Here is a 22,342-nt window from a genome sequence, read left to right as displayed (position 1 = left end):
ATAAATTTTATCAAAAAAATCATTTTTATACTAGAGTAAAAATAAGATTTAATGTAATTTTTAATTCATTTTCATATTTTACAAGCTCTAAATTTTTGACTTTTATATAAGGATCTAGTTCTTGCAAAAATTGCATTAAAAAATAAAAATCACCATTAAAACTCAACCTTAAATCATAATAAGTAAAATACTGATCTTGACTTTCATGACTTTGGATTTGTAAAAACCTTACTTTAGTGAGATTTTTTTCTATATTTTTTAAAACACTTTGATAATCTTTACTTTCTTCTAAGGATATTTCATTATCAAAAGATTGCAATTTTTCATCTTTAAAATCAGAAATCAATTCTTGTTTTTGCTCATATTTTGCTTGTAAAATAAATAACTCATCTTTTGACAATTTCATTTGTTTTTCAAAATACTCAAAAATACTCATATAGATTATAAAAAAACCAAATACAAAAGCCATTATCAAAGTCAATATAAATTCGCGTTTAGATAATCTCGTAAAGATATTTTCTAAATTTTCATAAAGATTTTTCAAAAACAAGAGTAATTTTTTCATCGTTAATCTCTTTATTTTTTAACACAAAATGATATTTTTTAAAATCATCATAAAAATCATAATCTTTATTAAGCTTTATGATAAAATCATTATTTTTTATATATAAAGCTTCTATATAACTTTGATGAGAATTTAAGACTTTTAAAAAATTATAAAAATCCTTATAGCAGAGCGTATTTGCATAAAATTTTTGTAACAAATCAACTTTTTGTTCATTTTTTTCTTGTAATTTTTCAACTTCTTGATTTTGTTTTTGATTTATTTTTGCTTGCTCTAAGATATCATCTTGATTTTTGATTAAATTTTCATATTTTATTTTTTCTTTTTCATAAAATGATTTTTGCGTATATAAATACAAAGGATAAACTAAGGCTAGTAAAATCCCGCATGTAAAAGCTAATAAAATTTTAAAACTAAAAGATTTTAAATGATTTATTTTTGCTTTATTGGCAAAATTAATTTTAACTCGATCACATTTTTTTAATAATTTTTGATAGAAAATATTACTATTAAATTTATCAAAACTGCTAAGATTTTGAGTATCGTCTATACTTATAATGTTTTTATATGTATTTTTTAATTTTTCATCATATATTTTACTATAAGTATTTAATGGCATAACTTTGCAATTTTGAAATTCACATCCCAAATACTCCACTAAAACTATATATTTTTTCTTAAATAATAATGCAAGATTTTCACTATTTGTATCATTCCTAAAATACACTTCAAAGAGCAGGGGTTCTGGGATTACATAATCAACATCTAAAATATCTTCATATTTACACAAAAATACATGAGTAAAAGATTTATCTTGAAAATACTTTAGCTCATATGAAAAATCATCTTTAAGACCAAGTTCCTCAAAGCTCTTTTTTAAGATTTCATCTTCACTAATAGGATTTGTAAGTTTTACATATAAAAGTTTTTCATAAGTAAGAAAATCTTTTTTGATGATTTTCTTACTCATCATAAAGGATTTTTTTGAGATTTTGCTCGTTTTTATGCCAATTTTTTTCTAATTGAACGAACAATTTTAGCATTACCTTTTTTTGAGCTAATTTTTCTATTTTCATCCTAGCTTCTTTACCTATACGCTTAATTGCAGCTCCATCTTTACCTAGTATCATTCCTTTATGAGAATTACTATCTGTAATGATGATAGCGTTAATATAATAAATTTGCTCAAGCTCTTTGATTTTTTCTATTTTTACTTCAGTGCTATAAGGAATTTCATCACTTAAATTTTCATATATGGCCTCTAAAATAAAATCTCTATAGATATCCTTTTCATTTGTGGTAGTAATAAACTCAGGATCAAAATAATACGGATGTTCAGGCAAATACTTAATCATCTCATCTAAGAGAATTTTTTTATAAAATTTTTGCTTAGCAGAATAGGGGATAATAGCGCTAAAATGCGAGTTAAACTGAGAATACTCGCTTAATTTTTTAAGTAAGACTTCTTTTTTTACCAAATCAACCTTATTGATCAACACAATATGCGGCACTTTAGGATTTAAACTTAAAAAATTTTCATAATCTTTAATATCATCATAAATACTAGCCACAAATAAAATCACATCACAATCTGCAATGCTTTTAATCGCCAAATCAATCATAAGCTGATTCATAGCTTTAGAGCTTGCATGTAAGCCTGGTGTATCTATAAAAATAAGCTGATGATTCTCATGCATTATAATTGCATTAATCTTTCTTCTTGTGGCATTTTGCTTATGAGAAACCATAGCCACTTTTTCTTCTAATAAAGAATTAAGGATAGAACTTTTTCCCGCATTAGTTCTACCCACTATGCTTATAAAGCCACTTTTCACAAGATATACCTAGCTAAATCTTTATTTTCTATGATATCTCCAAGTTTAACTTGCACTTTAAAATCATCTATTTTATAAACTTTTCCAGCATATTCATCTGCCTCAAAACTAATATCTTCCAAAAGTTTTTCTACCACCGTGTGTAAGCGTCTTGCGCCAATATCTTGCATTTCTTCATTAGCCTTGCTTGCTATTTTTGCTATTTCTCTAATAGCCTCATCTTCAAAAACAAGCTCTACATTTTCAGTTTTTAAAAGCTCAATGTATTGTGTTAGTAATGAATTTTTAGGTCTTGTTAAAATAGCATATAAAGCATCCTCATCTAGCGAATCAAGCTCAACCCTTAAAGGAAAACGCCCTTGAAGTTCAGGGATTAAATCACTTGGCTTGCTTAAATGAAAAGCACCTGCTGCGATAAATAAAATATGATCAGTTTTTAAAGGTCCAAATTTAGTTTGTATAGTACTACCTTCAACTATAGGAAGCAAATCCCTTTGCACCCCTTCTTTGCTTGGATCTTGGCGGTTTGAATTTGAGCTTGAAACTGCTACTTTATCTATCTCATCGATAAAAATAATCCCTTCATTTTCAGCTCTTCTTAAAGCCTCGCCTTTAATGCTTTCCATATCAAGAATTTTTTCACTTGCTTCTTGAGCTAAAGCTATTCTTGCATCTTTTACTTTCATTTCTTTTTTAACTTTTTTATTACCCACGCCAATAACTTTTACTATATCTTGCATAGCACCCATTTCAGGTGGTAAATTTGGATTAGTATCAAACACGCTTTGTGAAATTTCAACTTCTATTGTGCTATCATCTAAATCACCAGCTTTTAATTTCACGCGCATTTTTTCTAAAGAATTTTGATACTCTTCTTGTTTTTCTTCACTAACACCCTTTGGTAAAGGTGGTAAAAGTTTTTCTAAAATTTTATTTTCTATAAATTCATTAATTTTGTCTTTATTTTTTTCTTTTTCTTCGTTTTTTACCAAATTTAAAGCAGCATTAGCTAAATCTCTAACCATGCTCTCTACATCACGCCCAACAAAACCAACTTCAGTATATTTACTTGCTTCAACTTTTACAAAAGGAAGTCCCATCATCTTAGCAAGGCGTCTTGCAATCTCTGTTTTACCAACCCCAGTTGATCCTATCATTAAAATATTTTTTGGCATGATATCATCTTGAAGTTCAGAGCTAAGCTGCATTCTTCTATAACGATTTCTTAAAGCAATTGCTATGATTTTTTTGGCGTTTTTTTGTCCAATTACATAATCATCTAAAAATTTTACAATCTCTTTTGGAGTTAAATTCATTTATCATCCTCAATTACATAAGTTTTAATATTTGTATTAGTATAAATGCAAATTTCACCAGCTATTTGCAAGCTTTCTTTGACTAATTCTTCTTCATCTAAATTTGAATGTTTGGCTAAAGCTCTTGCAGCAGAAAGTGCATAATTACCCCCACTACCAATAGCGGCTATAGCACCATCTTCAGGCTCAACTACATCTCCAGTTCCTGAAAGTAAAAATATATGATCTCTATCTAATACCAACATCATTGCTTCAAGTTTTCTTAGGTATTTATCCTTACGCCATTCTTTTGAAAAATCTATTGCAGCTTTTAATAAATCACCCTTAGAACTAGAAAGTAGTTTTTCAAACATATCAAAAAGATTAAAAGCATCAGCGGTGCTTCCTGCAAAACCTACTAATACTTTTCCATTGTTTAATTTTCTAATTTTAACTGCATTGTTTTTTAAAACAGTGTTTCCAAAACTTACTTGTCCATCTCCACCAATTACAGACTTATTTTTACCTTTATAAGCTAAAATTGTAGTTGCGTGAAACATTATTCTCCTTTAACTTCTAGCTTAAATACAGCATGAATTGCATGGCCTAATTTTGCTGAAATTTCATGCACACCAAGCTCTTTTATAGTGTCACATTCTAGGCTTTTTTTATCAAGCTCTATGCCTTTTTGATCTTTTAATGCATGTGCGATTTCATCTTTAGTAACCCCACCAAACAAGCTTCCATTAGCTCCTACAGGCTTAGCTATACAAATAGTGATTTTAGATAATTCCTCTTTTAATTTTTCCAAATTTGCAAGTTCAAATCTTAAATTCTCAGCCTTTTTCTTTTGCTCTGCTTCATATTGTTTTAAAACTTCATGTGTAGCAGCTTTGGCAAAACCTTTGGCAATTAAAAAATTTTGTCCATATCCATCTTTTACTTCTTTAACTTCTCCTGCTTTTCCTAAGCTTTTTACATCTTTAATTAATAATACTTTCATTGTTTTCCTTTTTAAAATTTTCTTCCATTTTTACCTGCGATGATAAATCTCAAAGCATTTAATCTTATAAAGCCTGCTGCATCTTTTTGATCATACACAGCATCTTCTTCAAAAGTACAATAAGCCTCGCTAAATAAGCTATCATTCGCACTTTCTCTGCCTATTACCATTACATTACCTTTATATAATTCAAGTTTAACTTTACCATTTACATATTTTTGTGACTCATCAATTAAGGCTTGAAGCATTAATCTTTCAGGCGAGAACCAATAGCCATTGTAAATTAAACTTGCATATTTTGGCATTAATTCATCTTTTAAATGTGCTGCTTCTCTATCAAGAGTGATACTTTCTATAGCACGGTGTGCTTTTAAAAGTATGCTTCCACCCGGAGTTTCATAACAACCTCTACTTTTCATACCCACATAGCGATTTTCAACAATATCAAGACGACCTATACCATGTTTTGCACCAAGCTCATTAAGTTTTGCCAAAAGTTGCGCGGGAGACATTTTTTCTCCATTAATAGCACATAAATCGCCTTTACTAAACTCAAGCTCTATCACTTCGCTTTCATTTGGAGTTTCTTTTAAATCTTTCACCCAACGCCACATATCCGCTTCAGGTTTAGCAGCAGGATCTTCAAGTACTAAACCCTCATAAGAAATATGCAATAAATTTGCATCCATAGAATAAGGTGACTTACCTGGCTTTTTAGCTATATCAATACCATGTTTTTGCGCATAAGCTAAAAGTTTTTCACGGCTATTTAAATCCCATTCTCTCCAAGGAGCAATAATGGCTAAATTTGGATTTAGCGCCAAAGCACCTAATTCAAAACGCACTTGATCATTTCCTTTACCTGTTGCTCCATGACTAATAGCATCTGCATTAGTTTTATTTGCTATTTCTACTAAAGCTTTTGCTATCAAAGGTCTTGCTATACTTGTACCTAGTAAATATTCTCCTTCATAAATAGCATTTGCTCTAAACATAGGAAACACATAATCTTTTACAAATTCATCTTTTAAATCTTGAATAAAAATATTTTCTTCTTTTACACCCAAAGAAAGCGCTTTTTTTCTAGCAGGTTCAAGCTCTTCGCCTTGTCCAATATCTGCTGTGAAAGTTACTACTTCACATTTATACTCATCTTGTAGCCATTTTAAAATTATACTTGTATCAAGTCCGCCAGAATATGCTAAAACTACTTTTTTAATATCTTTTTTCATTGTCTTTCCTCTTTGTAAAAAAATGATTGTAAAATTTAACGAATTTAGCTTAATATAATGTAAAATATTTAGACATTTTATAACATTTTCTTGTATTTTTTGATAAAATATTTTTATGAGAATAGATAAATTTTTAAATGTAGTTAATATTACTAAGCGTCGTGCTATTTCAGAAGATATGTGTAAAAGTGGTGTAGTAAGTATAAATAATCAAGTAGTTAAAGCTAGTAAAGAAGTAAAAATTGGCGATGAAATAAGCATTAAATTTATAGAATATACCAATACCTATAAAGTCTTAGATATACCAACAACCAAAAGCATACCAAAAGCTATGCAAGAAAAATATGTGGTAAAAATCCAATGAAAGAAATGATTTTAAGCCAAAATGAGCTTTATAAGCTTTGTGAAATTTTACCTAAAAATGGAGTTATTTTACTTCAAGGGGATTTAGCAAGCGGTAAAACTACTTTAGTGCAAAATTATGCTCAATTTCTTGGAGTAGAAAAAACGCTTAATTCTCCTACATTTTCTATCATGCAAGAGTATGATTTTCAACAAGGTAAAATGTATCATTATGATATTTATCAAGAAGGTTTTGATGGACTTTTAAAAAATGGCTTGATTGAAAATTTTTTTGAAGAAGGTTTGCATTTGGTAGAGTGGGGTGATGAAAAATTAAAAAAATATTTAGATAAATATCAAATTTTTAATATAATTTTACAAATCATTCCTTATGAAAATAAAAGAAAGTATATAATACATGAGTAAGCTAGAAGCTAGAAATTTAGAAAAAATCATTAAAAAAACAAAAATCATACACGATGTTTCGCTAGAAGTGCAAAGTGGAGAAGTTGTAGGACTTTTAGGGCCTAATGGAGCAGGAAAAACTACGAGTTTTTATATGATATGTGGGCTTATTTTACCAACAAGTGGACAGGTGTTTTTAGACTCACAAGATATCACAAAAGAACCGCTTAATAAAAGAGCAAAGCTTGGCATTGGGTATTTACCTCAAGAAAGTAGTGTTTTTAAAGACTTAAGCGTAGAAGAAAATTTACTTTTAGCCGCCCAAGTAATATATAAGGATAAAAATTTATTAGAACAAAAGATAGAACAAATGCTAGAATTACTTAGCATAGAGCCTATTAGGCACAGAAAAGGTATGAGCTTAAGCGGGGGTGAAAGAAGGCGTTGTGAAATCGCAAGATCACTTATGTGTGATCCTAAATTTTTACTTTTAGATGAACCATTTGCTGGGGTTGATCCTATCGCAGTGAGTGAAATTCAAAGCTTGATTAATGATTTAAAAGCTATGAATATAGGTGTTTTAATCACTGATCATAATGTAAGAGAAACTTTAGCAATTTGCGATAGAGCTTATGTGATTAGAAGCGGAAGGTTGCTAGCTAGTGGTAATGCTAATGAAATTGCGCATAATGAAGATGTTAAAAAATATTATCTTGGAAGTGAGTTTAGACTTGAATAATGCTTAAACAAAAAACCTCTATAACGCAAAAAGCAAAACTATCACAAACCTTAAGATCTTGGCTTCCTATATTGCAAGCTAATATTGAAGATCTAAAAGAAAGTTTAGATGAATTTGCTAAAGAAAATCCTTTTATAGAGATCAAAGAAAACTCAAGCATTACAAACAATCAAAACAAGTATTATCAAGAGTATTTTAGTAAAAATACCACCACGCAAATGATTGATGCAAAAAGCTTGGAAGTAAAAAATGTATATGAACTTTTAAGCGAGCAAATCATACCACCATTTTTTCCTACTAAAAAATCCCAAACCATTGCTGAAAAAATCATAGAATGTTTAAATCATGAAGGTTATTTTGAATATGATGAAGAAATTTTAGGTGAATTTGATCCTTTAGAAGTAGAAAAAATCAGACAAAGATTTAAGTATCTTGAGCCTATTGGAGTAGGTGCAAAAGACAATCAAGAAGCTTTTATTTTTGCACTAGAACATTTTGACTTAGATGATGAGCTTTATGAGTTTTGCAAAATGTTAATTTTAAATTTAGAAAATGCAAAAGATTTTATCAAAGATCCTTTGTATAAAAAGGCTATAGCTATAATTAAAAAAATCTCCATTCCACCTTTTTTGGAGTATTTTGAAGAGAGCATGGAAATCATTCCTGATATATTTATTTATCAAGAAAATGGTGAAATTAAAATTAAAATTAATGATGATTATTATCCTGAAATTGCTTTTGAAGCAGATGGTTTAGATCATGAGTTTTTAAGTGCTTATTTAAAAGATGCAAAAAATTTAATCGATGCGCTAGCTATGCGTAAAGCTACCCTTTATAAACTAGGGCTTATGATTATAGAATATCAATATGATTTTTTCATGGGTGGGGACATCAAACCTATGCAGCTTAAAGATTTAGCACAAGATCTTGAAAGAAATGCTTCTACTATTTCAAGGGCAATTGCAAACAAATACTTAAGTTGTGATAGAGGTTTAATACCTTTAAAATCTTTCTTTACCACCGCAGTTGATGATGGCGAAACTTCTAATGCTACAATCAAAGATTTTCTTAGTAATTTAATTAAAAAAGAAAATCCTAAAAAACCTTTGAGTGATTTGAAAATTCTTGAACTCACTCAAAAAGAATTCCCAAGTGTGCAACTAGGGCGTAGGACTATCACTAAATATCGTATGCAACTTGGTATAGGAAGCTCAAGTGAGCGTAAAAAATTATATGAATTGATGTAGGAAAAGATGAATTTAGAAAGTATTTTTGAAAAAACCATAAAACAAAATGTGCGTTTAGTAGCAGCTAGCAAGTATGTTCAAGATGAACAAATTCGAGAGCTTTTTAAGCAAGGTGTTATAGAGTTTGGAGAAAATCAAGTCCAAGCTTTAGCTTTAAAAAAAGAAAAACTTCAAGATTTAGAAATCAAATGGCATTTTATAGGCAATCTTCAAAGTAACAAAATCAATCTTTTAATCAAACAAAACCCATTACTTTGGCAATCTTGCAATGGCTTAAAAATCGCCAAAGCCGTAGATAAAAGACTTGATTATAAATTAGATACTTTATTAGAAATCAATACTGCCAATGAAAGTTCTAAAAGTGGTATAGAGCAAAATAAGGCCATAGAAGAATATTTACAAATACAAGAAGAGTGTAAAAATTTAAACCTTACAGGCATTATGTGTATAGGCTCTATGGATGAGGAAAAAGTTCAAGAAAGCTTTGAGCAAACTTTTAAAATCTATGAAATTTTACAAAAACACGGGGCAAAAATTTGCTCCATGGGTATGAGTGGGGATTTTGAACTAGCTATAAAATGTGGTTCAAATATGGTGCGTTTGGGGAGTATTTTATTTAAATAAACCCCATTTGTTTTGCTTTTTCTATCATAAAATCTGCGCCATTTTCACTTTTTAATCCTTGCAAGGCTATAGATTTTTCTTCTAATGAGAAATTTTCTACTAAATTTAAAAATTGATGTTTTTCTTCTTGGGTTAAAATTTCACATAAATTACGCTCTTTTAAATACAAAGCATTAAAATATTGATGATTTTTAGCCGCATATGGATAAGGAATAAAAATACAAGGAAGTAAATTTGCACTAAGCTCAAAAAGACTGCTTGCACCTGATCTTGATATAGCTAAATCTGCTTTAGAAATTTTATCTATAATGTTTTTATCGAAGTCAAAAAGCTCTACTTTGACATTTAAATCCTCATAAGCTTTTTTACATCTTTCATAATCATTCTTACCACATTGATGGATGATATTTATGCCTTTTTCTTTAAAGTATAAAGCATTTTCTAAAGCAAGGTCATTAATAAATTTAGCCCCTTGAGAGCCACCAAGAAAAATAATATTTTTTAATTCTTTTCTCACTCTTGCTTTTTGAGAAAAAATCTCGCTGATAGGATAAGGACAAAAGAAAGTATTTGCTTTATCAATCTGATCGTCAAAAGCAGTAAAAAAAGCTTTAGAAAAAGGCTTTAAAATTGAATTTAAACTTCCTATTTTTGAATTTTGCTCATGGATTAAAAGTGGGATATTTGCCATTAAAGCACCAAAAGCGCCTGGGGCACTGCTATATCCACCCACACTAAAAACTGCCTTAATATTATGTTCTTTTAAAATTTGTTTTGTTTTTCTTGCAAGTTTTAAAATATGTAAAAATGATTGAACTTTAGCTAAGCCTTTTTTATTAACAACGCCTTGAGAGCTTAGAAAATATTTTTTATAAAAACCATTTTCATTTTCAAACCAAAGTCTATCTTGGCCATTTTCACTTCCTATGTAAATACATTCTATGCCTTGTTTTCTTGCACTTTGCAATAAACATCTAGCTATAGCCAAATGCCCTCCCGTGCCTCCACCTGTAATTGCTATCATTTGTCCTCTTTATTTAGTTTTTCTTCTAAAAATTTAATTCTTTCCTCTAGTTTTTGAATTCTCTCTTTTTGGCTTATTTGAAATTCTTTAATATAAGCAGGTATACCAATAGCTGTTAAATTTACCCCAACATCTTTTAATACAACTGCATTTGAACCTATTTTTGCATTTTTACCTATGGTAATATTACCTAAAATTTTAGCCCCAGAGCCTATGATCACACCATCTTCTATAGTAGGATGTCTTTTGGCATTTTTATCTAAACTTGTACCACCTAAGGTTACTCCTTGATAGATAATCACATCATTACCAATTATAGCTGTTTCACCTACTACCACACCTATTGCATGATCTATGAATATCCTTCTACCTAGCGTAGCTCCAGGATGCAAATCAACCCCTGTTAAAAACTGAGAAATTCCACTAATCATTCTTGCTATGCGTTTATAATTTTTGATATAAAAAAAATGCGCAAAACGATAATTTACCACAGCCCAAACACCAGGATAGTTAAAAACTAATTCAATCCAAGATCTATATGCAGGATCTTTTTGTTTTGGCATAGAAAAATCTTCTTTGATTAGTTTAAAAATACTCATTTAGAACCTATACTTTTTAAGTATCCATTATCATTTAAAAATAAATAAATTTCACCCAAAATATGTTTTTTTTGATTTTCATTTACAAGTTTTGAAGCATAAATTTTTTCATTAATATTATCCATAATTGCATGCACATCATAATCAAGATCTTCTAAGGTATCTAAAATAGATTGAGCCTCTAGCACGCTTTCTACTTCAAAACCCTTTTCATTAATACTTATACAAGCTTCAGTTGGATGTGTAAAAAGATTATGCTTCATGCCAAGCACTTCTTGATAAGCTCCCACTAGGAAAAATCCTAAAAAATAATCTTCAGCTTCTACATCAATATCATGTAAAAACAAAGGATTATCTTTAGAATAAGAAATTTCTCCATCGCTATCACAAGTTATATCCCATATACTTGCACTTCTAGTTGGCTTTTTATTGAGTCTATCAAGTGGCATGATAGGGAAATTTTGCTCTAAACCCCAAAAATCAGGTAAAGACTGAAATACTGAAAAATTCACTAAATATTTTTCTTGCACTTCATTTTGTAAACTCGATAAATCAGCTTGATCACCCACCAAAGAAATGGCTTTTCTCATAATCAAATGCACTAAAATTTCACTATTAGAGCGATCTTGTAAATCCACATAACCCAAATCAAACAAGGTTAAAATACTCTCCATATGATCAATGCTATCATGTAAATACTCAAGCGCATTAGAAGCTTTAATGTTTTTATACAAATCATAAAGTTCATCAATAAGTTTTGGGTTTTTATCTTTTAATAAAAGCTTGCTTTCTGTGTATTCTTGAGAAAAAAGCTCTAAAACAGGCGCTACTAAAACAGCATGATTAGCTGCTACAAAACGCCCACTTTCTATAAAAATATCAGGCTCTAAATCTTTTTTTTGTTCTGCAATACCTTTTAAAATAAACACAACATCGTTTGCATACTCACTTAAGGTGTAATTTCTGCTTGTTTCGTTTTTAAACTGAGAGTATTCTACCGCTAAACCTCCACCAAGATTAATAGCTTTTAAATTTTTTGCCCCCATTTTTCTAAGCTCGGTGTAGATATTACCCGCTTCATTTAGAGCTTTTTTCAAAGGATGAATTTCAGTAATTTGTGAGCCTAAATGAAAATGTATCATAGTAAATTGCTCTAAAAGTTTATTAGCTTTTAAAAGATTTACCGCTTCAATAAGCTCAGTGGATGTTAAACCAAATTTTGAATTTATACCACCACTTTTTGCCCAAATTCCTACTCCAGCTGAATGCAAACGCACTCTTAAACCTATATTTGGCTTTGGCTTAAAACGATTTTTAGCAATTTCAATCATCGCTTCAAGCTCATTAAGTCCTTCCATAGTTAAAGTGATATTATGACCCATTTCACACGCTATAAAGCCCATATTTATGAGTTCTTTATCTTTAAAGCCATTAACTGTTATAGGAGCACTTTCATTATTATAAGCCATAGCTAGTAAAAGCTCGGCCTTACTTCCTGCCTCTAAGCCATAGTTGTATTCTTTACCTAGATTAACTAAATTTTTTACAAAACCTGGATATTGATTGACTTTTAAAGGATATACAGCGTTAAAAGAACCTTTATAGTTAAATTCTTTTTTTGCTTTAGCAAATTTATTATAAATTTGCTCAATTTGCTTATGGATTAAATGAGGAAAACGAAGCAACAATGGCCCCTTATAACCATCATCGCGCAAAGTATTTACTATATCTATAATGGCAGGTTTTTTACCATGATTTACACATACTTTGCCATTTTCGATGATAAAATTATTTGCACCCCAAATATTAATACCATAATCAATCATAACTCATTCTCCAAATTTGCTAATTTTATATTTTTATTTTCTTTACTATCTAAATTTTTATAAAAAATCTCTTCTTTTTGCATTTCATCTTCACCTATACACAAAAAGATTTTAGCATTAGCATTATCTGCTTGGTTTAAATGCTTTGCAAGTTTTTTTGCTTCATAACTTATATATACTTTATGTTTTTTTCTTAAAGTATTTGCTAATTTAAAAATAGTATCTATATAAGCTTCATCCATAGCACAAAGATAAATTCCTTCTCTTGATTTTACGCTTTGTTTTTGCTCTAAAATAGCCATAATCCTTTCTATACCCATAGCAAAACCCACGCCATAACCACTTTTACCATCTAAGTATTCAATTAATCTATCATACCTTCCACCACCTGCTACGGCAGCTTTTGCACCGATTTCATCGCTAACAAACTCAAATGCACTTTTAGAATAATAATCAAGCCCACGCACTAATTTTTCATCACATTCAAATTCAACATCATTTTCTTTTAAAAGTTTTTGTAATTTTTCATAATCTTTCTTGCAACATGAGCATAAATTTTCACTTAGTTTTGGCGCATTTTCGATTAAACTTTGACAATGATCATTTTTACAATCAAGCACTCTAATAGGATTTAAGTCTTTTCTTCTTAAGCAATCTTCACAAAAACCTTCTTTAGAATTTAAAAAAGCTATGAGTTTTTCTTTATATACACCCATACATTCTTTACAGCCTAAAGAATTAATCTTCAAACTTGTGTGAATTTCTAAGCGTTTAAAAATTTCATTTAGCATTAAAATAATACTCGCATCCTCATATACACTTGCCACACCAAAGCTTTCTACTCCAAATTGATGAAATTCACGCAATCTTCCTTTTTGTGGCCTTTCATAGCGAAACATAGAGCCATGATAAAACCATCTTTTAACACTTTGAGCCTTGTCCATTTTAGCTTCTATGTATGATCTTACCACCCCAGCTGTCCCTTCAGGCCTTAAACACACTTCATTGCCTGCTTTATCAACAAATTCATACATTTCTTTGCCAACTATATCAGAGCTTTCTCCAACACTTCTTTTAAAAAGCTTAGTAAGTTCTAAATGCGGACAATTAATAAAAGTAAAACCATAGTTTTTAGCTACTTCTTCACAAGTTTTTACCACTTTTTCATAAAGAGTAGCTTGATCATCTTGTAAATCTTTCATTCCTTTTAAAGCATTAATCATCTATAAATTCCTTAATTTTTTCATGTAAATTTTCAATACTCAAAGAAGCATCTAATTTTAAAATTTTTATATCTATCTTAGTTTTTAAAAACTCTAAAGTTTCTTCTAGGGCATTTTGTATATTTAAAAAATATTCAACCCCTCTTTTTTCAATACTATCTAGATCTTTTTTAGAAAGTCTTTGTGCGATAAGCTCTTTAGAACCATGCAAAAACACAACCTTTTGTGGAAAAACTCCACCTGTGGCAAAAGAATTTAACTCAAATAAAATATTTTGATCAAAATCACATCTTGCATAAGCCATATTAGAAACAAAACTACGATCTGAAATGATAAGTTTGTTTTTATTTTGTGCTAAATGCATGTCGATTAAATTTGCTCTATCTGCTAAAAAAAGCAAAAGCTCAGCTTTTTTAGAAAAATGTATTTTGCTTTCTAATAAAATTTTTCTCAAATGCACTCCAAGCTCACTTCCACCTGGTTCTTTAGTAAAAAATGCATTATGAAAATATTTTTTTAAAAGTTCTATCTGTGTGCTTTTACCCACACAATCAACCCCTTCAAAAGCTATATACAATCTCTCTCCTTTAATAAAGGTATAATTTCTTTTGGCACAAGCTTGCTCACATCACCATTATGAGCACAAATTGATCTTACTATGGAGCTTGAAATAAAAGAATTTTTTAAATTTGGCATAAGATATATAGTTTCAAAATCTTCCCAAAGCATGTGATTTGCATAGCCAAGTTGTAATTCATACTCAAAATCACTCACCGCTCTTAAGCCTCTTATAATGATATTTATTTGCAAATTTTTAGCAAGATCTACTAGTAAGTTATCAAAAGTTGTAATTTTAACATTTTTTAAGTCTTTTGTAGCAATTTTTACCATTTTTTCTCTATGTTCCAAGCTAAACATAGGCTTTTTACTTTCACTTTTAGCTATAGCAACTACCACCTCTTCAAACATCTTGCTAGCTCTAATGATAACATCTAAATGTCCATTAGTGATAGGATCAAATGTTCCTGGATACACACAACTAGCCATCACTGCCACCTTTGGTATAAATTATGCTCGATATTTGCTAAATCAAGCCATTTTCCTATGATAAATTCATATAGTTTTTCCAAATTATCAATCTTAGCATAACTTGCCATTACAGGAGGAGCGATGATAACTCCATAACTAGAAAGTTTAGCCATTTGTTCTAAATTTAAAGTAGAATAGGGCATTTCTCTTACTCCAAGTATGAGCTTTTTGCGTTCTTTTAAAGCCACTCCCGCAGCTCTTGTAAGTAAAGTATCATTTATACCGCAAGCAATTTTTGCTAAAGTGTTAATCGAGCAAGGTGCGATAAAAGTCGTTTCTATGCCAAAAGATCCGCTTGCTACGCATTGACTAATGTCTTCATTATCTAAAAAATTTACATGTTCAAGCTCAAATTTATCTTTTATGTGTTGCAAAAAGTCTATATTTTGCAAAAGGGAATTTTCTTTTATAAAGCTTATTTTTGCATTTTTACTCACAATAGCATAAATTTGTCCTTTTTCTTTTAAATGTTTTAATAATAAAAAGCCAAGCTCGCAAGAACTAGCCCCGCTAATACCTACTAAAATTTTTCTCATTTTAGCTCCACATAATTTTTACTAATAACTTTACCATGCACGACTTTTCCATCTTTATTTTTAAGGCGAATTCTTTGGTTTAAATTCCCACTTTGCAAGGCTTTTAATTCTATCATCATACTTAAATCCCCATCTTTGATGATACCATAAACAGAATCATTTCTTTGTATAAGGGTTTTGGTTTTAAACATATTATATTTTAAAATCATATTTTCTCTTATATTGCTTTTGGCTATTAAATTTGCGATTTCATCTTTTTTTAATACACCTTGAGGGGCTTTATCAAAAGGAATTTTTAAAATTTTAAAACTAGCAGGACTTAAATTTTCATTACGCGAAATAGGACGCGTAGTTTGCAAAACTTCTAATTTTGCCTTTAAAAAATACTTAAAAAATATATTTTTTTTAAACTGCTCTGGAGTTTTAAATTCAGCCTTTATAAAGCCATCGGCTCTATCAAAATTATGATTACCTAGCTTTAAAAAAATATATTGATTAAAATCAGCAGGCAAACTTGATTGAGTGTTAAGATCCAAAGAAATGATTTCTAGTTGCGGATAATTTGTCTTAAATTCTTTAATCAAAGCTAATTTTACTTCATCAAAATTTGAAGCAAAACTAAAAGTATAGAAAAATAAAACTAGAATGATTTGCTTAAAAAACAATACAACGACCTTTTATAAAAATTATATTAATCGTATAATACATCAAAAAAGTTTGATTTTAGTTAAAAGAAGTGGAGCGGGAAACGAGATTCGAACTCGCGACCCCAACCTTGGCAAGGTTGTGCTCTACCCCTGAGCTATTCCCGCATTTTAAAAGTAGAGTGTGATTTTATCAAAACTTTATTTTATTGTCAAGTTTTTAAAATTAAGGAATGTTTTTTGCTTGTGATTATTAAATTTTAAAAAAGGAGTTCTCATGCAAGTAAATGATAAAAATAGTCCGCTAGCTCTAAACAATATGACAAAAATCAAAGAAAAAAACACATCTTCAGATGAATTTCAAGCTACACTTAATGCACTTAAAGACAAAGAGGAAAAAGAGTATAAAAAAGATAGCAACAATGCTTTTAGTAATACAGATTTAAATATAGGTTCGATTTCTAAAGATTATAGCGTATATGCTTGGGAGAAATTACGCCAAAGCAAATACCAAAAAAATGAAGAAAATATCTTAAACAATCTTTTTAAAACTTTAGATAAAGCAAGAAGTTAATCATTCAAAATAGGGTAGTGCAATACCCTATTAAATTTTTAAAACTTTAACTTCTTGATCTTTTACTAATTTTGTATCATCAATTTGCGTGATTAAAATATGCGTGTTTTCACATAAAGGTTTTAGCATACCTGAGCCAAATTTAGCTTCACTTGGTTTAAAATATCCATCGACTAATTTTCCAAAAGCAAAATCATTTCTTTGACCTTTGAAATTTAAATCTTTAGTCAATCTTGCTTTATCAAATTCCAAAAAATCTTTACCATAAAGCAAATTGAGTATATTTTTTGCAAAAATATGCGTTGAAACTAAAGAGGCTAAAGGATTTCCTGGTAGGGCTAGAAAAAGCATATCGCTTTTGCTAAAAAGTTTTACATGCTTACAAAGTTTAGCATTTACTTTTTCAAAAATAGGGCTAAAATCACACTCAAGTAAAGCTTGTTTGATAAAATCAGCCTCACCCACGCTAGCTCCACCACTGCTTACAAGCATATCAAATTCTTTATTTTCTAAAAGCTTTTTATATGCATTTAAATCATCTTTTATAAGTCCTAAATACTCAACATCAGCATAATCTTGCAAAAGAGCATAAATTCCAAAAGCATTTGCATTATATATGCTGTATTCATCAGCATTTTCCCAAGGTTCTACAAGCTCATCTCCACTTGAAAAAATCCCAACACGCAATTTTTTAACGACATTTAACTCATAAATTCCTTGAGCAGCGAGCATAGCTACCATGCCTGAAGTGATTTTTTGCCCCTTTTTAAACAAAAGTTCTCCAAGCTTTGCTTCCTCGCCTTTAAAGCGGATGGCATTGTTTTCTTTAGCATTTTTGGCATTGAGCTTTTCATCTTCAAGCAAAGCTTCTTCAAACATTAAAATAGTATTTGCATTTTGAGGAATTTTAGCTCCTGTCATAATCTTATAGCATTCATTTTTTTCTATAATATAATCATTTTTATCGCCTGCTAAAATACTTCCTTTAATTTCTAGCAATTCATTCTTATGTGTATAATTTAATGCATAGCCATCTAGGGCAGAATTATCAAAAGCGGGTAGGTTTTTTTTCACAAAAACATCTTCATATAAAATACACCCCAAAGCTTGTGTCAAATTTACTTTTTGAAATTCATTTTTTGTTTTGATTTGTTCTTTTAAAAAATCTAAAGTTGCAAAAATATCTCTCATTCTTCAAGCCTTCTTATACTTGCGCCTAGTTTTTTAAATTTTTCTTCTAAATTTTCATATCCCCTATCAAGATGATAAATTCTATGAATTTTACTAGTTCCTTTAGCTGCTAAAGCCGCTAAAATCAAAGCAGAAGACGCACGCAAATCAGTAGCCATAACATCAGCTCCCAAAAGCTCTTTAGTGCCATTTATAGTAGCAATATGCCCGTTTAATCTTATATCAGCTCCCATTCTTAAAAGCTCACTTACATGCATAAAACGATTTTCAAATAATCTCTCATCAATAATACTTGTACCATTTGCTTTTAAAGCTAAAGCCATAAATTGTGCTTGCATATCCGTTGGAAAACCTGGATATTCGCTAGTTAAAATTTCAATTGGTTTGATTTCTTTAGCAGGATTTATACTAATACTATCTTCATTAATATCAAAACTAAAACCCATTTGCTCTAGCTTTGCCAAAACTGCACTAAGATGGCTTGCATTGACTTTTTTTAGAGTGATTTTTGAGTTAGTGATAGCTCCTGCACACAAATAAGTTCCTGCTTCAATGCGATCAGGAATGATTTCAAAAGGTTTAAATTCTAAAAGTTCTCCACTTGTGCCATAAATTTCAAGTTCAGAAGATCCTATGCCTTGTATATCAAGCCCAGCCCTAGCTAAAACCTCACAAAGTTGCACTACTTCAGGCTCTTTAGCAACATTTAAAAGTCTAGTTTTACCATGAGCTAGGGCTGCTGCCATAATGATATTTTCACTGCCTGTAACAGTGATTTTATCAAACATCACATCAGCGCCCCTAAGCCCTCCACTAGCTACTACATAACCTTGTTTAATCTCAATATTAGCTCCCATTTTTTCTAAAGCTAAAAGGTGTAAATCAATAGGACGTTGACCTATAGCACAACCTCCCGGTAAAGAAACTTCGCAATTTCCAAATCTAGCTAGTAAAGGCCCTAAGGTAAGTATAGAAGCACGCATTTTACGCACGATGTCGTATTTTGCTATGGTTTTATTTAAATGTTTTGTATTTATTTTTGCAAAATTGTCTTTAAAAGTATAATTTGCTCCTAAGTTTTCAAGCAAAGAAAGTAGGGTGCAAATATCTGCTACATTTGGTAAATTTGAAATTTGCACTTCATTTTTAGCTAAAATACTTGAAGCTATCAAAGGAAGTGCTGCATTTTTTGCACCACTTATTATCACTTCTCCATTTAACTTTTCAACACCATCAATCTCTAAATAAGTCATTAATTTTCCTTAAAATATATACATTTAATGATATAATAATATTTTACTACAAATATTATATAAATTAATAAGATTAAAGGTGTTTTTTGGGAGTTTTTCTAGTCATACTTGGTGGGATATTTTGGGCCATAAGTGGAGTTTTGGCTGAGTATTTGTTTAAAAATCATTATTCTGCTGAATGGGTAAGTTTTTATCGTTTGCTTTTTACTGGTGTTATTTTAATAATTTTGGGTGCAAAAAATTTCAAATTAAAATTGCTAAAGCAAAAACAAGAACTTAGCTCTCTTTTAATTTTTTCTATCTTTGGTTTATTGATAACTCAATATGGTTATTTTAAAGCTATTTATTATACCGATGCAGGAACTGCTACGATGATACAATACAACGCACCATTAATCATAATGCTTTTTATGTGTTTTAAAAATAAAATTTTACCTAAAAAAATAGAACTAATCGCTTTGTTTTTAATACTTTTTGCCTTATTTTTACTTATAACAAATGGAGATATTAACAATTTAAAACTTGATATAAGAGGTGTTATTTGGGCTTTTTTTGGAGCTCTTGGAGTGGCATTTTATTCTTTGAGTGCTAGGCTTATCATAGCAAAATATGGCTTATTTTTAATCATGGGTTTGGCTAGTTTATTTGCTTCTTTTTTGCTTTTTGTATTATTACAAGGAAATATCCCAAAACATGATTTTTCTTTAAATTCCTTTTTGGCTATGAGTGGGATTGTATTTATAGGCACAATAGGGGCTTTTTGTTTATATTTAAAAGGAGTTGAATTAATAGGAGCTTTTAAAGCTAGTATGATAGCTTGTATAGAACCTGTGGCTGCTGCTTTTATGAGTTTTTTATTTTTAGGAACTATTTATAGTGCGATTGATCTTTTTGCTTTTGCTTTGATTATTCTTAGTGTGTTTTTAAATGCCAAAAAACACTAAGAATAAGTGATTAAAAAATACTAGATAAAACTATCTAGGTTCTATCGTGAAGTTTTTTGGCTACCTCTGCAGCTAATTTTAGCTTTTCATTATCAAAGTGCGTATAAATTCTTGAAGTATTTAAACTCGCATGCCCTAGTGCTTCTTGGACTAAAACTAAATCTTTTTGTTTTTTATAAAGTAGGGTAGCAAAAGTATGTCTTAACATATGAGCTCCGTTTTTTTGCTTGCGAATTCCTGCTTTAAATAAAATTTGTTCTACTATACGCGAAACATAAGCTTGGGTTAGGGCTTTGCCATTGCGATTGACAAATAAAAGTCCATCATAAGAAAGATAATTTACCCTTACATCTTTTAAAAGATGTTCTATAAGCTCTTTTTTAATCATCACAACGCGGTATTTATTACCTTTAGCTCTAATGCGTATAATATAAAGATCATTTTCTTCGCTAATATCTTTTAATTTTATATTAATAGCTTCACTAACCCTAATTCCTGTAAAAATGATAATTTTAATAATCAAACGATTGCGTATGGTATTACTTTTAAAATCTGTATTATCAATAGCATCTAAAAATTTACTCACTTCATCTTCACTCATATACTCAGGTAGCTTAACTCCCTTAGAACCACTTATACCCGCCCAGTTTTTAAGATTAATATCAAAAATGTGCGCCTTTTGATCTTCTTCGTTTTGTTTATCTAAAAATGCAAAAAAATTAATCACAGCTATACGGTAGTTTTTCTTACTCGCATCAGACAAAGAAGCACTAATACTTGCTAAAATTTCTACTAAAAGCTCTTCATCGATTTGTTTTAGTGAATAAAGCTTATAAAATAACAAATACTCATAAAGTTTTTTCAAAGGATTAAAATATGTATTTACACCGCTAAGTCCTGCATTTCTTGCTTTTTTTACATAAGCATCAAGCTCTTGTATATTTTTAACACCCTTACTTAAGGCTAAATTTACTACAGCCAAGGCTTGAGGGTCTTTTAATTCTTTATTTGATAAAGAATTTAGTTTAAATTTCACATATCTACAAAGCCAAAATAAAAATGACTTTTCAAAATTTTCTTCACAATCTAGAGGATATTTCATCACTCATTCTCCAAAGCTTTCAAAGTAGCCATTTTTGCATGAATATATGCACTATCAAATAGCTTTTTAGAGCTTTCTTTTATAATCAAACCAAGTTCAGTACAACCCAAAATCACTCCTTGAACCTCCGAAAATTGAGCAATCAAATCACATAAATATCTTTTTGATTTTTCATTTATAATACCTTTGCAAAGTTCATTAAAAATAATGTCATTAAGCTTTAAAATATCATCATTTTTGGGAATAAAAACTTCAATCTTTGAGTTAATTAAAAGTTGTTTATAAAAATCTTCTTGCATAGTGTATTTTGTCCCCAATAACAATACTTTATCGATATTTTGCTCTTGAAGTTCTAAAAGCATAGCTTTGGCTATATGTAAGATAGGAATTTGAATGTTTTTTTGTATATTTTCATAACATTTATGCATAGTATTAGTGCAAATTAATATAAAATCAACTCCACTTTTTTGCAAAAGTAGGGCATGTTGGGTTAAAATTTCACTTGCTTTTTGCCAATCATTCTTTCGTTGGCATTCTTCTATTTCTTCAAAATCAACACTAGTTAAAACTATCTTAGCACTATGTAATTTTCCTAATTTTTCATTTGTTAATTTATTGATTATTTCATAATAGCTAAGTGTGCTTTCATAACTCATTCCGCCTATTAAACCTATGGTTTTCAATTTTTTTCCTTTTAAAATTAATATAAAAATTATAAAAAAATCTTACTTAAAAAATATCAAGCTATAATTATAAAAACAAAATAGGGTGATGATATGTTTTTTAAGAAAAAAACCGCGCAAAAGCAAGTAAAACAAAACAATATTTCAAAACAAGATAATACTTTAAATAACGACTTTGCACAAGAAAAAAGACTTTACGAATTTAGAGAAAATATGAAAAAACTTAGCAAAAATGAAAATAGTGCTAAACTTTTAGCAAAACAACTTTCAAGATTGATTCAAAAATCCAAATAAAATCAAAAACTCCACACAAGTTAAACTTTTGTATTAATTTCTTTTTTTACTCATCATTTTAACTTTTTTAGTC

27 protein-coding genes and 1 tRNA gene are annotated in these 22,342 nt (G+C 29.6%); 8 read left to right on the top strand and 20 right to left on the bottom strand.

The genetic code is table 11. The features are described 5' to 3' along the window. Positions 1 to 25 precede the first annotated feature (25 nt). Genes L8W64_RS00140 through L8W64_RS00110 form a run of 7 tightly spaced genes read right to left on the bottom strand, consistent with a single transcriptional unit; the run spans position 26 to position 5,930 of the window. Entirely contained in the window at positions 26 to 565 is a 540-nt protein-coding gene (locus L8W64_RS00140; RefSeq protein ID WP_133318895.1) for a hypothetical protein, read from the bottom strand. Then, positions 528 to 1,538 carry a hypothetical protein gene (locus L8W64_RS00135; protein WP_263672561.1) on the bottom strand — a complete coding sequence of 337 codons (1,011 nt, stop codon included), beginning with the start codon at positions 1,536 to 1,538 and terminating at the stop codon, positions 528 to 530. The genes L8W64_RS00140 and L8W64_RS00135 overlap by 38 nt, the downstream gene beginning before the upstream one ends. Further along, positions 1,528 to 2,400, bottom strand: a complete 873-nt coding sequence (era, locus tag L8W64_RS00130) for a GTPase Era (RefSeq protein ID WP_263670233.1) — start codon at positions 2,398 to 2,400, stop codon at positions 1,528 to 1,530. Before era ends, L8W64_RS00135 begins: the two co-directional genes overlap by 11 nt. Further along, positions 2,397 to 3,716: an ATP-dependent protease ATPase subunit HslU gene (gene hslU, locus L8W64_RS00125; RefSeq protein ID WP_263672560.1), complete on the bottom strand. Its 1,320-nt coding sequence runs from the start codon at positions 3,714 to 3,716 to the stop codon at positions 2,397 to 2,399. Before hslU ends, era begins: the two co-directional genes overlap by 4 nt. Next, on the bottom strand, positions 3,713 to 4,255 hold the full coding sequence (gene hslV, locus L8W64_RS00120; protein WP_263672559.1) for an ATP-dependent protease subunit HslV: 543 nt from the start codon (positions 4,253 to 4,255) through the stop codon (positions 3,713 to 3,715). Before hslV ends, hslU begins: the two co-directional genes overlap by 4 nt. Further along, a complete protein-coding gene (rplI, locus tag L8W64_RS00115; RefSeq protein ID WP_039618280.1) occupies positions 4,255 to 4,698 on the bottom strand; it encodes a 50S ribosomal protein L9 in 444 nt (147 codons plus the stop codon). Before rplI ends, hslV begins: the two co-directional genes overlap by 1 nt. Before the next feature lie 11 nt (positions 4,699 to 4,709). Continuing rightward, complete coding sequence (locus L8W64_RS00110; protein ID WP_263665722.1) at positions 4,710 to 5,930, bottom strand: argininosuccinate synthase; 1,221 nt, start codon at positions 5,928 to 5,930, stop codon at positions 4,710 to 4,712. Between the two features lie 115 nt (positions 5,931 to 6,045). Between L8W64_RS00110 and L8W64_RS00105 the strand changes: the two genes are divergently transcribed. From L8W64_RS00105 to L8W64_RS00085, 5 genes are read left to right on the top strand one after another with little or no spacing between them, the layout of a single operon-like run. Then, positions 6,046 to 6,294 (top strand): RNA-binding S4 domain-containing protein, encoded by a 249-nt coding sequence (locus L8W64_RS00105; RefSeq protein ID WP_066007995.1) that lies wholly within the window; start codon positions 6,046 to 6,048, stop codon positions 6,292 to 6,294. Further along, entirely contained in the window at positions 6,291 to 6,698 is a 408-nt protein-coding gene (gene tsaE / locus L8W64_RS00100; RefSeq protein WP_133318901.1) for a tRNA (adenosine(37)-N6)-threonylcarbamoyltransferase complex ATPase subunit type 1 TsaE, read from the top strand. Before L8W64_RS00105 ends, tsaE begins: the two co-directional genes overlap by 4 nt. Next, positions 6,691 to 7,416: an LPS export ABC transporter ATP-binding protein gene (gene lptB, locus L8W64_RS00095; RefSeq protein ID WP_039618272.1), complete on the top strand. Its 726-nt coding sequence runs from the start codon at positions 6,691 to 6,693 to the stop codon at positions 7,414 to 7,416. Before tsaE ends, lptB begins: the two co-directional genes overlap by 8 nt. After that, the gene (locus L8W64_RS00090) at positions 7,416 to 8,663 is read left to right on the top strand and encodes an RNA polymerase factor sigma-54 (protein WP_133318902.1); all 1,248 of its coding nucleotides are present in this window, start codon (positions 7,416 to 7,418) and stop codon (positions 8,661 to 8,663) included. The genes lptB and L8W64_RS00090 overlap by 1 nt, the downstream gene beginning before the upstream one ends. Before the next feature lie 6 nt (positions 8,664 to 8,669). Beyond that, entirely contained in the window at positions 8,670 to 9,287 is a 618-nt protein-coding gene (locus L8W64_RS00085) for a YggS family pyridoxal phosphate-dependent enzyme (RefSeq protein WP_133318903.1), read from the top strand. Here L8W64_RS00085 and L8W64_RS00080 read toward each other — a convergent pair. The 9 genes from L8W64_RS00080 to L8W64_RS00040 form a co-directional block, all read right to left on the bottom strand. Next, complete coding sequence (locus L8W64_RS00080) at positions 9,280 to 10,311, bottom strand: UDP-N-acetylglucosamine--N-acetylmuramyl-(pentapeptide) pyrophosphoryl-undecaprenol N-acetylglucosamine transferase (RefSeq protein ID WP_220566373.1); 1,032 nt, start codon at positions 10,309 to 10,311, stop codon at positions 9,280 to 9,282. The genes L8W64_RS00085 and L8W64_RS00080 overlap by 8 nt on opposite strands. Beyond that, on the bottom strand, positions 10,308 to 10,910 hold the full coding sequence (cysE, locus tag L8W64_RS00075; RefSeq protein ID WP_220566372.1) for a serine O-acetyltransferase: 603 nt from the start codon (positions 10,908 to 10,910) through the stop codon (positions 10,308 to 10,310). The genes L8W64_RS00080 and cysE overlap by 4 nt, the downstream gene beginning before the upstream one ends. Further along, complete coding sequence (gene speA / locus L8W64_RS00070) at positions 10,907 to 12,736, bottom strand: biosynthetic arginine decarboxylase (RefSeq protein WP_133318906.1); 1,830 nt, start codon at positions 12,734 to 12,736, stop codon at positions 10,907 to 10,909. Before speA ends, cysE begins: the two co-directional genes overlap by 4 nt. Continuing rightward, entirely contained in the window at positions 12,733 to 13,959 is a 1,227-nt protein-coding gene (gene hisS, locus L8W64_RS00065) for a histidine--tRNA ligase (protein WP_220566370.1), read from the bottom strand. Before hisS ends, speA begins: the two co-directional genes overlap by 4 nt. Continuing rightward, the gene (gene tmk, locus L8W64_RS00060; RefSeq protein ID WP_220566369.1) at positions 13,952 to 14,536 is read right to left on the bottom strand and encodes a dTMP kinase; all 585 of its coding nucleotides are present in this window, start codon (positions 14,534 to 14,536) and stop codon (positions 13,952 to 13,954) included. The genes hisS and tmk overlap by 8 nt, the downstream gene beginning before the upstream one ends. Continuing rightward, complete coding sequence (coaD, locus tag L8W64_RS00055) at positions 14,527 to 15,006, bottom strand: pantetheine-phosphate adenylyltransferase (RefSeq protein ID WP_133318979.1); 480 nt, start codon at positions 15,004 to 15,006, stop codon at positions 14,527 to 14,529. The genes tmk and coaD overlap by 10 nt, the downstream gene beginning before the upstream one ends. Next, positions 15,006 to 15,584, bottom strand: coding sequence for a UbiX family flavin prenyltransferase (locus L8W64_RS00050; protein ID WP_133318909.1), 579 nt, complete (start codon positions 15,582 to 15,584; stop codon positions 15,006 to 15,008). The genes coaD and L8W64_RS00050 overlap by 1 nt, the downstream gene beginning before the upstream one ends. Further along, the gene (gene flgA / locus L8W64_RS00045) at positions 15,581 to 16,249 is read right to left on the bottom strand and encodes a flagellar basal body P-ring formation chaperone FlgA (protein ID WP_220566367.1); all 669 of its coding nucleotides are present in this window, start codon (positions 16,247 to 16,249) and stop codon (positions 15,581 to 15,583) included. The genes L8W64_RS00050 and flgA overlap by 4 nt, the downstream gene beginning before the upstream one ends. Before the next feature lie 72 nt (positions 16,250 to 16,321). Next, positions 16,322 to 16,396: transfer RNA gene (locus L8W64_RS00040), tRNA-Gly, on the bottom strand. A 109-nt stretch (positions 16,397 to 16,505) separates the two neighbouring features. Here L8W64_RS00040 and L8W64_RS00035 point away from each other — a divergent pair. Further along, positions 16,506 to 16,802 carry an invasion antigen C gene (locus L8W64_RS00035; RefSeq protein WP_039668370.1) on the top strand — a complete coding sequence of 99 codons (297 nt, stop codon included), beginning with the start codon at positions 16,506 to 16,508 and terminating at the stop codon, positions 16,800 to 16,802. Positions 16,803 to 16,832: 30 nt separating this feature from the next. On the opposite strand, the gene L8W64_RS00030 is transcribed toward L8W64_RS00035, so the two are convergent. Together L8W64_RS00030 and murA are read right to left on the bottom strand one after the other, a co-directional pair. Then, complete coding sequence (locus L8W64_RS00030) at positions 16,833 to 17,993, bottom strand: molybdopterin molybdotransferase MoeA (RefSeq protein ID WP_263672558.1); 1,161 nt, start codon at positions 17,991 to 17,993, stop codon at positions 16,833 to 16,835. Next, positions 17,990 to 19,246, bottom strand: a complete 1,257-nt coding sequence (murA, locus tag L8W64_RS00025; RefSeq protein ID WP_263672557.1) for a UDP-N-acetylglucosamine 1-carboxyvinyltransferase — start codon at positions 19,244 to 19,246, stop codon at positions 17,990 to 17,992. The genes L8W64_RS00030 and murA overlap by 4 nt, the downstream gene beginning before the upstream one ends. Before the next feature lie 86 nt (positions 19,247 to 19,332). Between murA and L8W64_RS00020 the strand changes: the two genes are divergently transcribed. After that, on the top strand, positions 19,333 to 20,190 hold the full coding sequence (locus L8W64_RS00020) for a DMT family transporter (RefSeq protein WP_263672555.1): 858 nt from the start codon (positions 19,333 to 19,335) through the stop codon (positions 20,188 to 20,190). A 34-nt stretch (positions 20,191 to 20,224) separates the two neighbouring features. On the opposite strand, the gene L8W64_RS00015 is transcribed toward L8W64_RS00020, so the two are convergent. Together L8W64_RS00015 and L8W64_RS00010 are read right to left on the bottom strand one after the other, a co-directional pair. Further along, positions 20,225 to 21,292 (bottom strand): tyrosine-type recombinase/integrase, encoded by a 1,068-nt coding sequence (locus L8W64_RS00015; protein WP_263659689.1) that lies wholly within the window; start codon positions 21,290 to 21,292, stop codon positions 20,225 to 20,227. Further along, on the bottom strand, positions 21,292 to 21,975 hold the full coding sequence (locus tag L8W64_RS00010; RefSeq protein ID WP_263661341.1) for an aspartate/glutamate racemase family protein: 684 nt from the start codon (positions 21,973 to 21,975) through the stop codon (positions 21,292 to 21,294). Before L8W64_RS00010 ends, L8W64_RS00015 begins: the two co-directional genes overlap by 1 nt. A gap of 93 nt (positions 21,976 to 22,068) precedes the next feature. Here L8W64_RS00010 and L8W64_RS00005 point away from each other — a divergent pair, with 93 nt between their 5' ends. Next, on the top strand, positions 22,069 to 22,269 hold the full coding sequence (locus tag L8W64_RS00005; protein ID WP_133318915.1) for a molybdenum cofactor biosynthesis protein: 201 nt from the start codon (positions 22,069 to 22,071) through the stop codon (positions 22,267 to 22,269). The last annotated feature ends 73 nt before the right edge of the window (positions 22,270 to 22,342 follow it).

Origin of the sequence: Campylobacter sp. IFREMER_LSEM_CL1097, from assembly GCF_025772225.1 — a bacterium.
In the GTDB taxonomy this organism is placed as follows: Bacteria; Campylobacterota; Campylobacteria; order Campylobacterales; family Campylobacteraceae; genus Campylobacter_D; species Campylobacter_D lari_D.
The sequence above is the reverse complement of the archived record's forward strand: the minus strand, read 5'-3'. Positions and strand labels throughout refer to the sequence as shown.

What these genes read in the sequence shown, in the direction of transcription:
- lptB (WP_039618272.1), top strand. Translation starts at nt 6,691, where the DNA reads ATGAGTAAGCTAGAAGCTAGAAATTTAGAAAAAATCATTAAAAAAACA.
- hslU (WP_263672560.1), bottom strand. Translation starts at nt 3,716, where the DNA reads ATGAATTTAACTCCAAAAGAGATTGTAAAATTTTTAGATGATTATGTA.
- tsaE (WP_133318901.1), top strand. Translation starts at nt 6,291, where the DNA reads ATGAAAGAAATGATTTTAAGCCAAAATGAGCTTTATAAGCTTTGTGAA.
- speA (WP_133318906.1), bottom strand. Translation starts at nt 12,736, where the DNA reads ATGATTGATTATGGTATTAATATTTGGGGTGCAAATAATTTTATCATC.
- L8W64_RS00035 (WP_039668370.1), top strand. Translation starts at nt 16,506, where the DNA reads ATGCAAGTAAATGATAAAAATAGTCCGCTAGCTCTAAACAATATGACA.
- L8W64_RS00080 (WP_220566373.1), bottom strand. Translation starts at nt 10,311, where the DNA reads ATGATAGCAATTACAGGTGGAGGCACGGGAGGGCATTTGGCTATAGCT.
- hslV (WP_263672559.1), bottom strand. Translation starts at nt 4,255, where the DNA reads ATGTTTCACGCAACTACAATTTTAGCTTATAAAGGTAAAAATAAGTCT.
- L8W64_RS00105 (WP_066007995.1), top strand. Translation starts at nt 6,046, where the DNA reads ATGAGAATAGATAAATTTTTAAATGTAGTTAATATTACTAAGCGTCGT.
- L8W64_RS00085 (WP_133318903.1), top strand. Translation starts at nt 8,670, where the DNA reads ATGAATTTAGAAAGTATTTTTGAAAAAACCATAAAACAAAATGTGCGT.
- L8W64_RS00090 (WP_133318902.1), top strand. Translation starts at nt 7,416, where the DNA reads ATGCTTAAACAAAAAACCTCTATAACGCAAAAAGCAAAACTATCACAA.
- L8W64_RS00135 (WP_263672561.1), bottom strand. Translation starts at nt 1,538, where the DNA reads ATGATGAGTAAGAAAATCATCAAAAAAGATTTTCTTACTTATGAAAAA.
- rplI (WP_039618280.1), bottom strand. Translation starts at nt 4,698, where the DNA reads ATGAAAGTATTATTAATTAAAGATGTAAAAAGCTTAGGAAAAGCAGGA.
- hisS (WP_220566370.1), bottom strand. Translation starts at nt 13,959, where the DNA reads ATGATTAATGCTTTAAAAGGAATGAAAGATTTACAAGATGATCAAGCT.
- L8W64_RS00050 (WP_133318909.1), bottom strand. Translation starts at nt 15,584, where the DNA reads ATGAGAAAAATTTTAGTAGGTATTAGCGGGGCTAGTTCTTGCGAGCTT.
- coaD (WP_133318979.1), bottom strand. Translation starts at nt 15,006, where the DNA reads ATGGCTAGTTGTGTGTATCCAGGAACATTTGATCCTATCACTAATGGA.
- L8W64_RS00005 (WP_133318915.1), top strand. Translation starts at nt 22,069, where the DNA reads ATGTTTTTTAAGAAAAAAACCGCGCAAAAGCAAGTAAAACAAAACAAT.
- murA (WP_263672557.1), bottom strand. Translation starts at nt 19,246, where the DNA reads ATGACTTATTTAGAGATTGATGGTGTTGAAAAGTTAAATGGAGAAGTG.
- L8W64_RS00140 (WP_133318895.1), bottom strand. Translation starts at nt 565, where the DNA reads ATGAAAAAATTACTCTTGTTTTTGAAAAATCTTTATGAAAATTTAGAA.
- L8W64_RS00110 (WP_263665722.1), bottom strand. Translation starts at nt 5,930, where the DNA reads ATGAAAAAAGATATTAAAAAAGTAGTTTTAGCATATTCTGGCGGACTT.
- L8W64_RS00015 (WP_263659689.1), bottom strand. Translation starts at nt 21,292, where the DNA reads ATGAAATATCCTCTAGATTGTGAAGAAAATTTTGAAAAGTCATTTTTA.
- L8W64_RS00030 (WP_263672558.1), bottom strand. Translation starts at nt 17,993, where the DNA reads ATGAGAGATATTTTTGCAACTTTAGATTTTTTAAAAGAACAAATCAAA.
- cysE (WP_220566372.1), bottom strand. Translation starts at nt 10,910, where the DNA reads ATGAGTATTTTTAAACTAATCAAAGAAGATTTTTCTATGCCAAAACAA.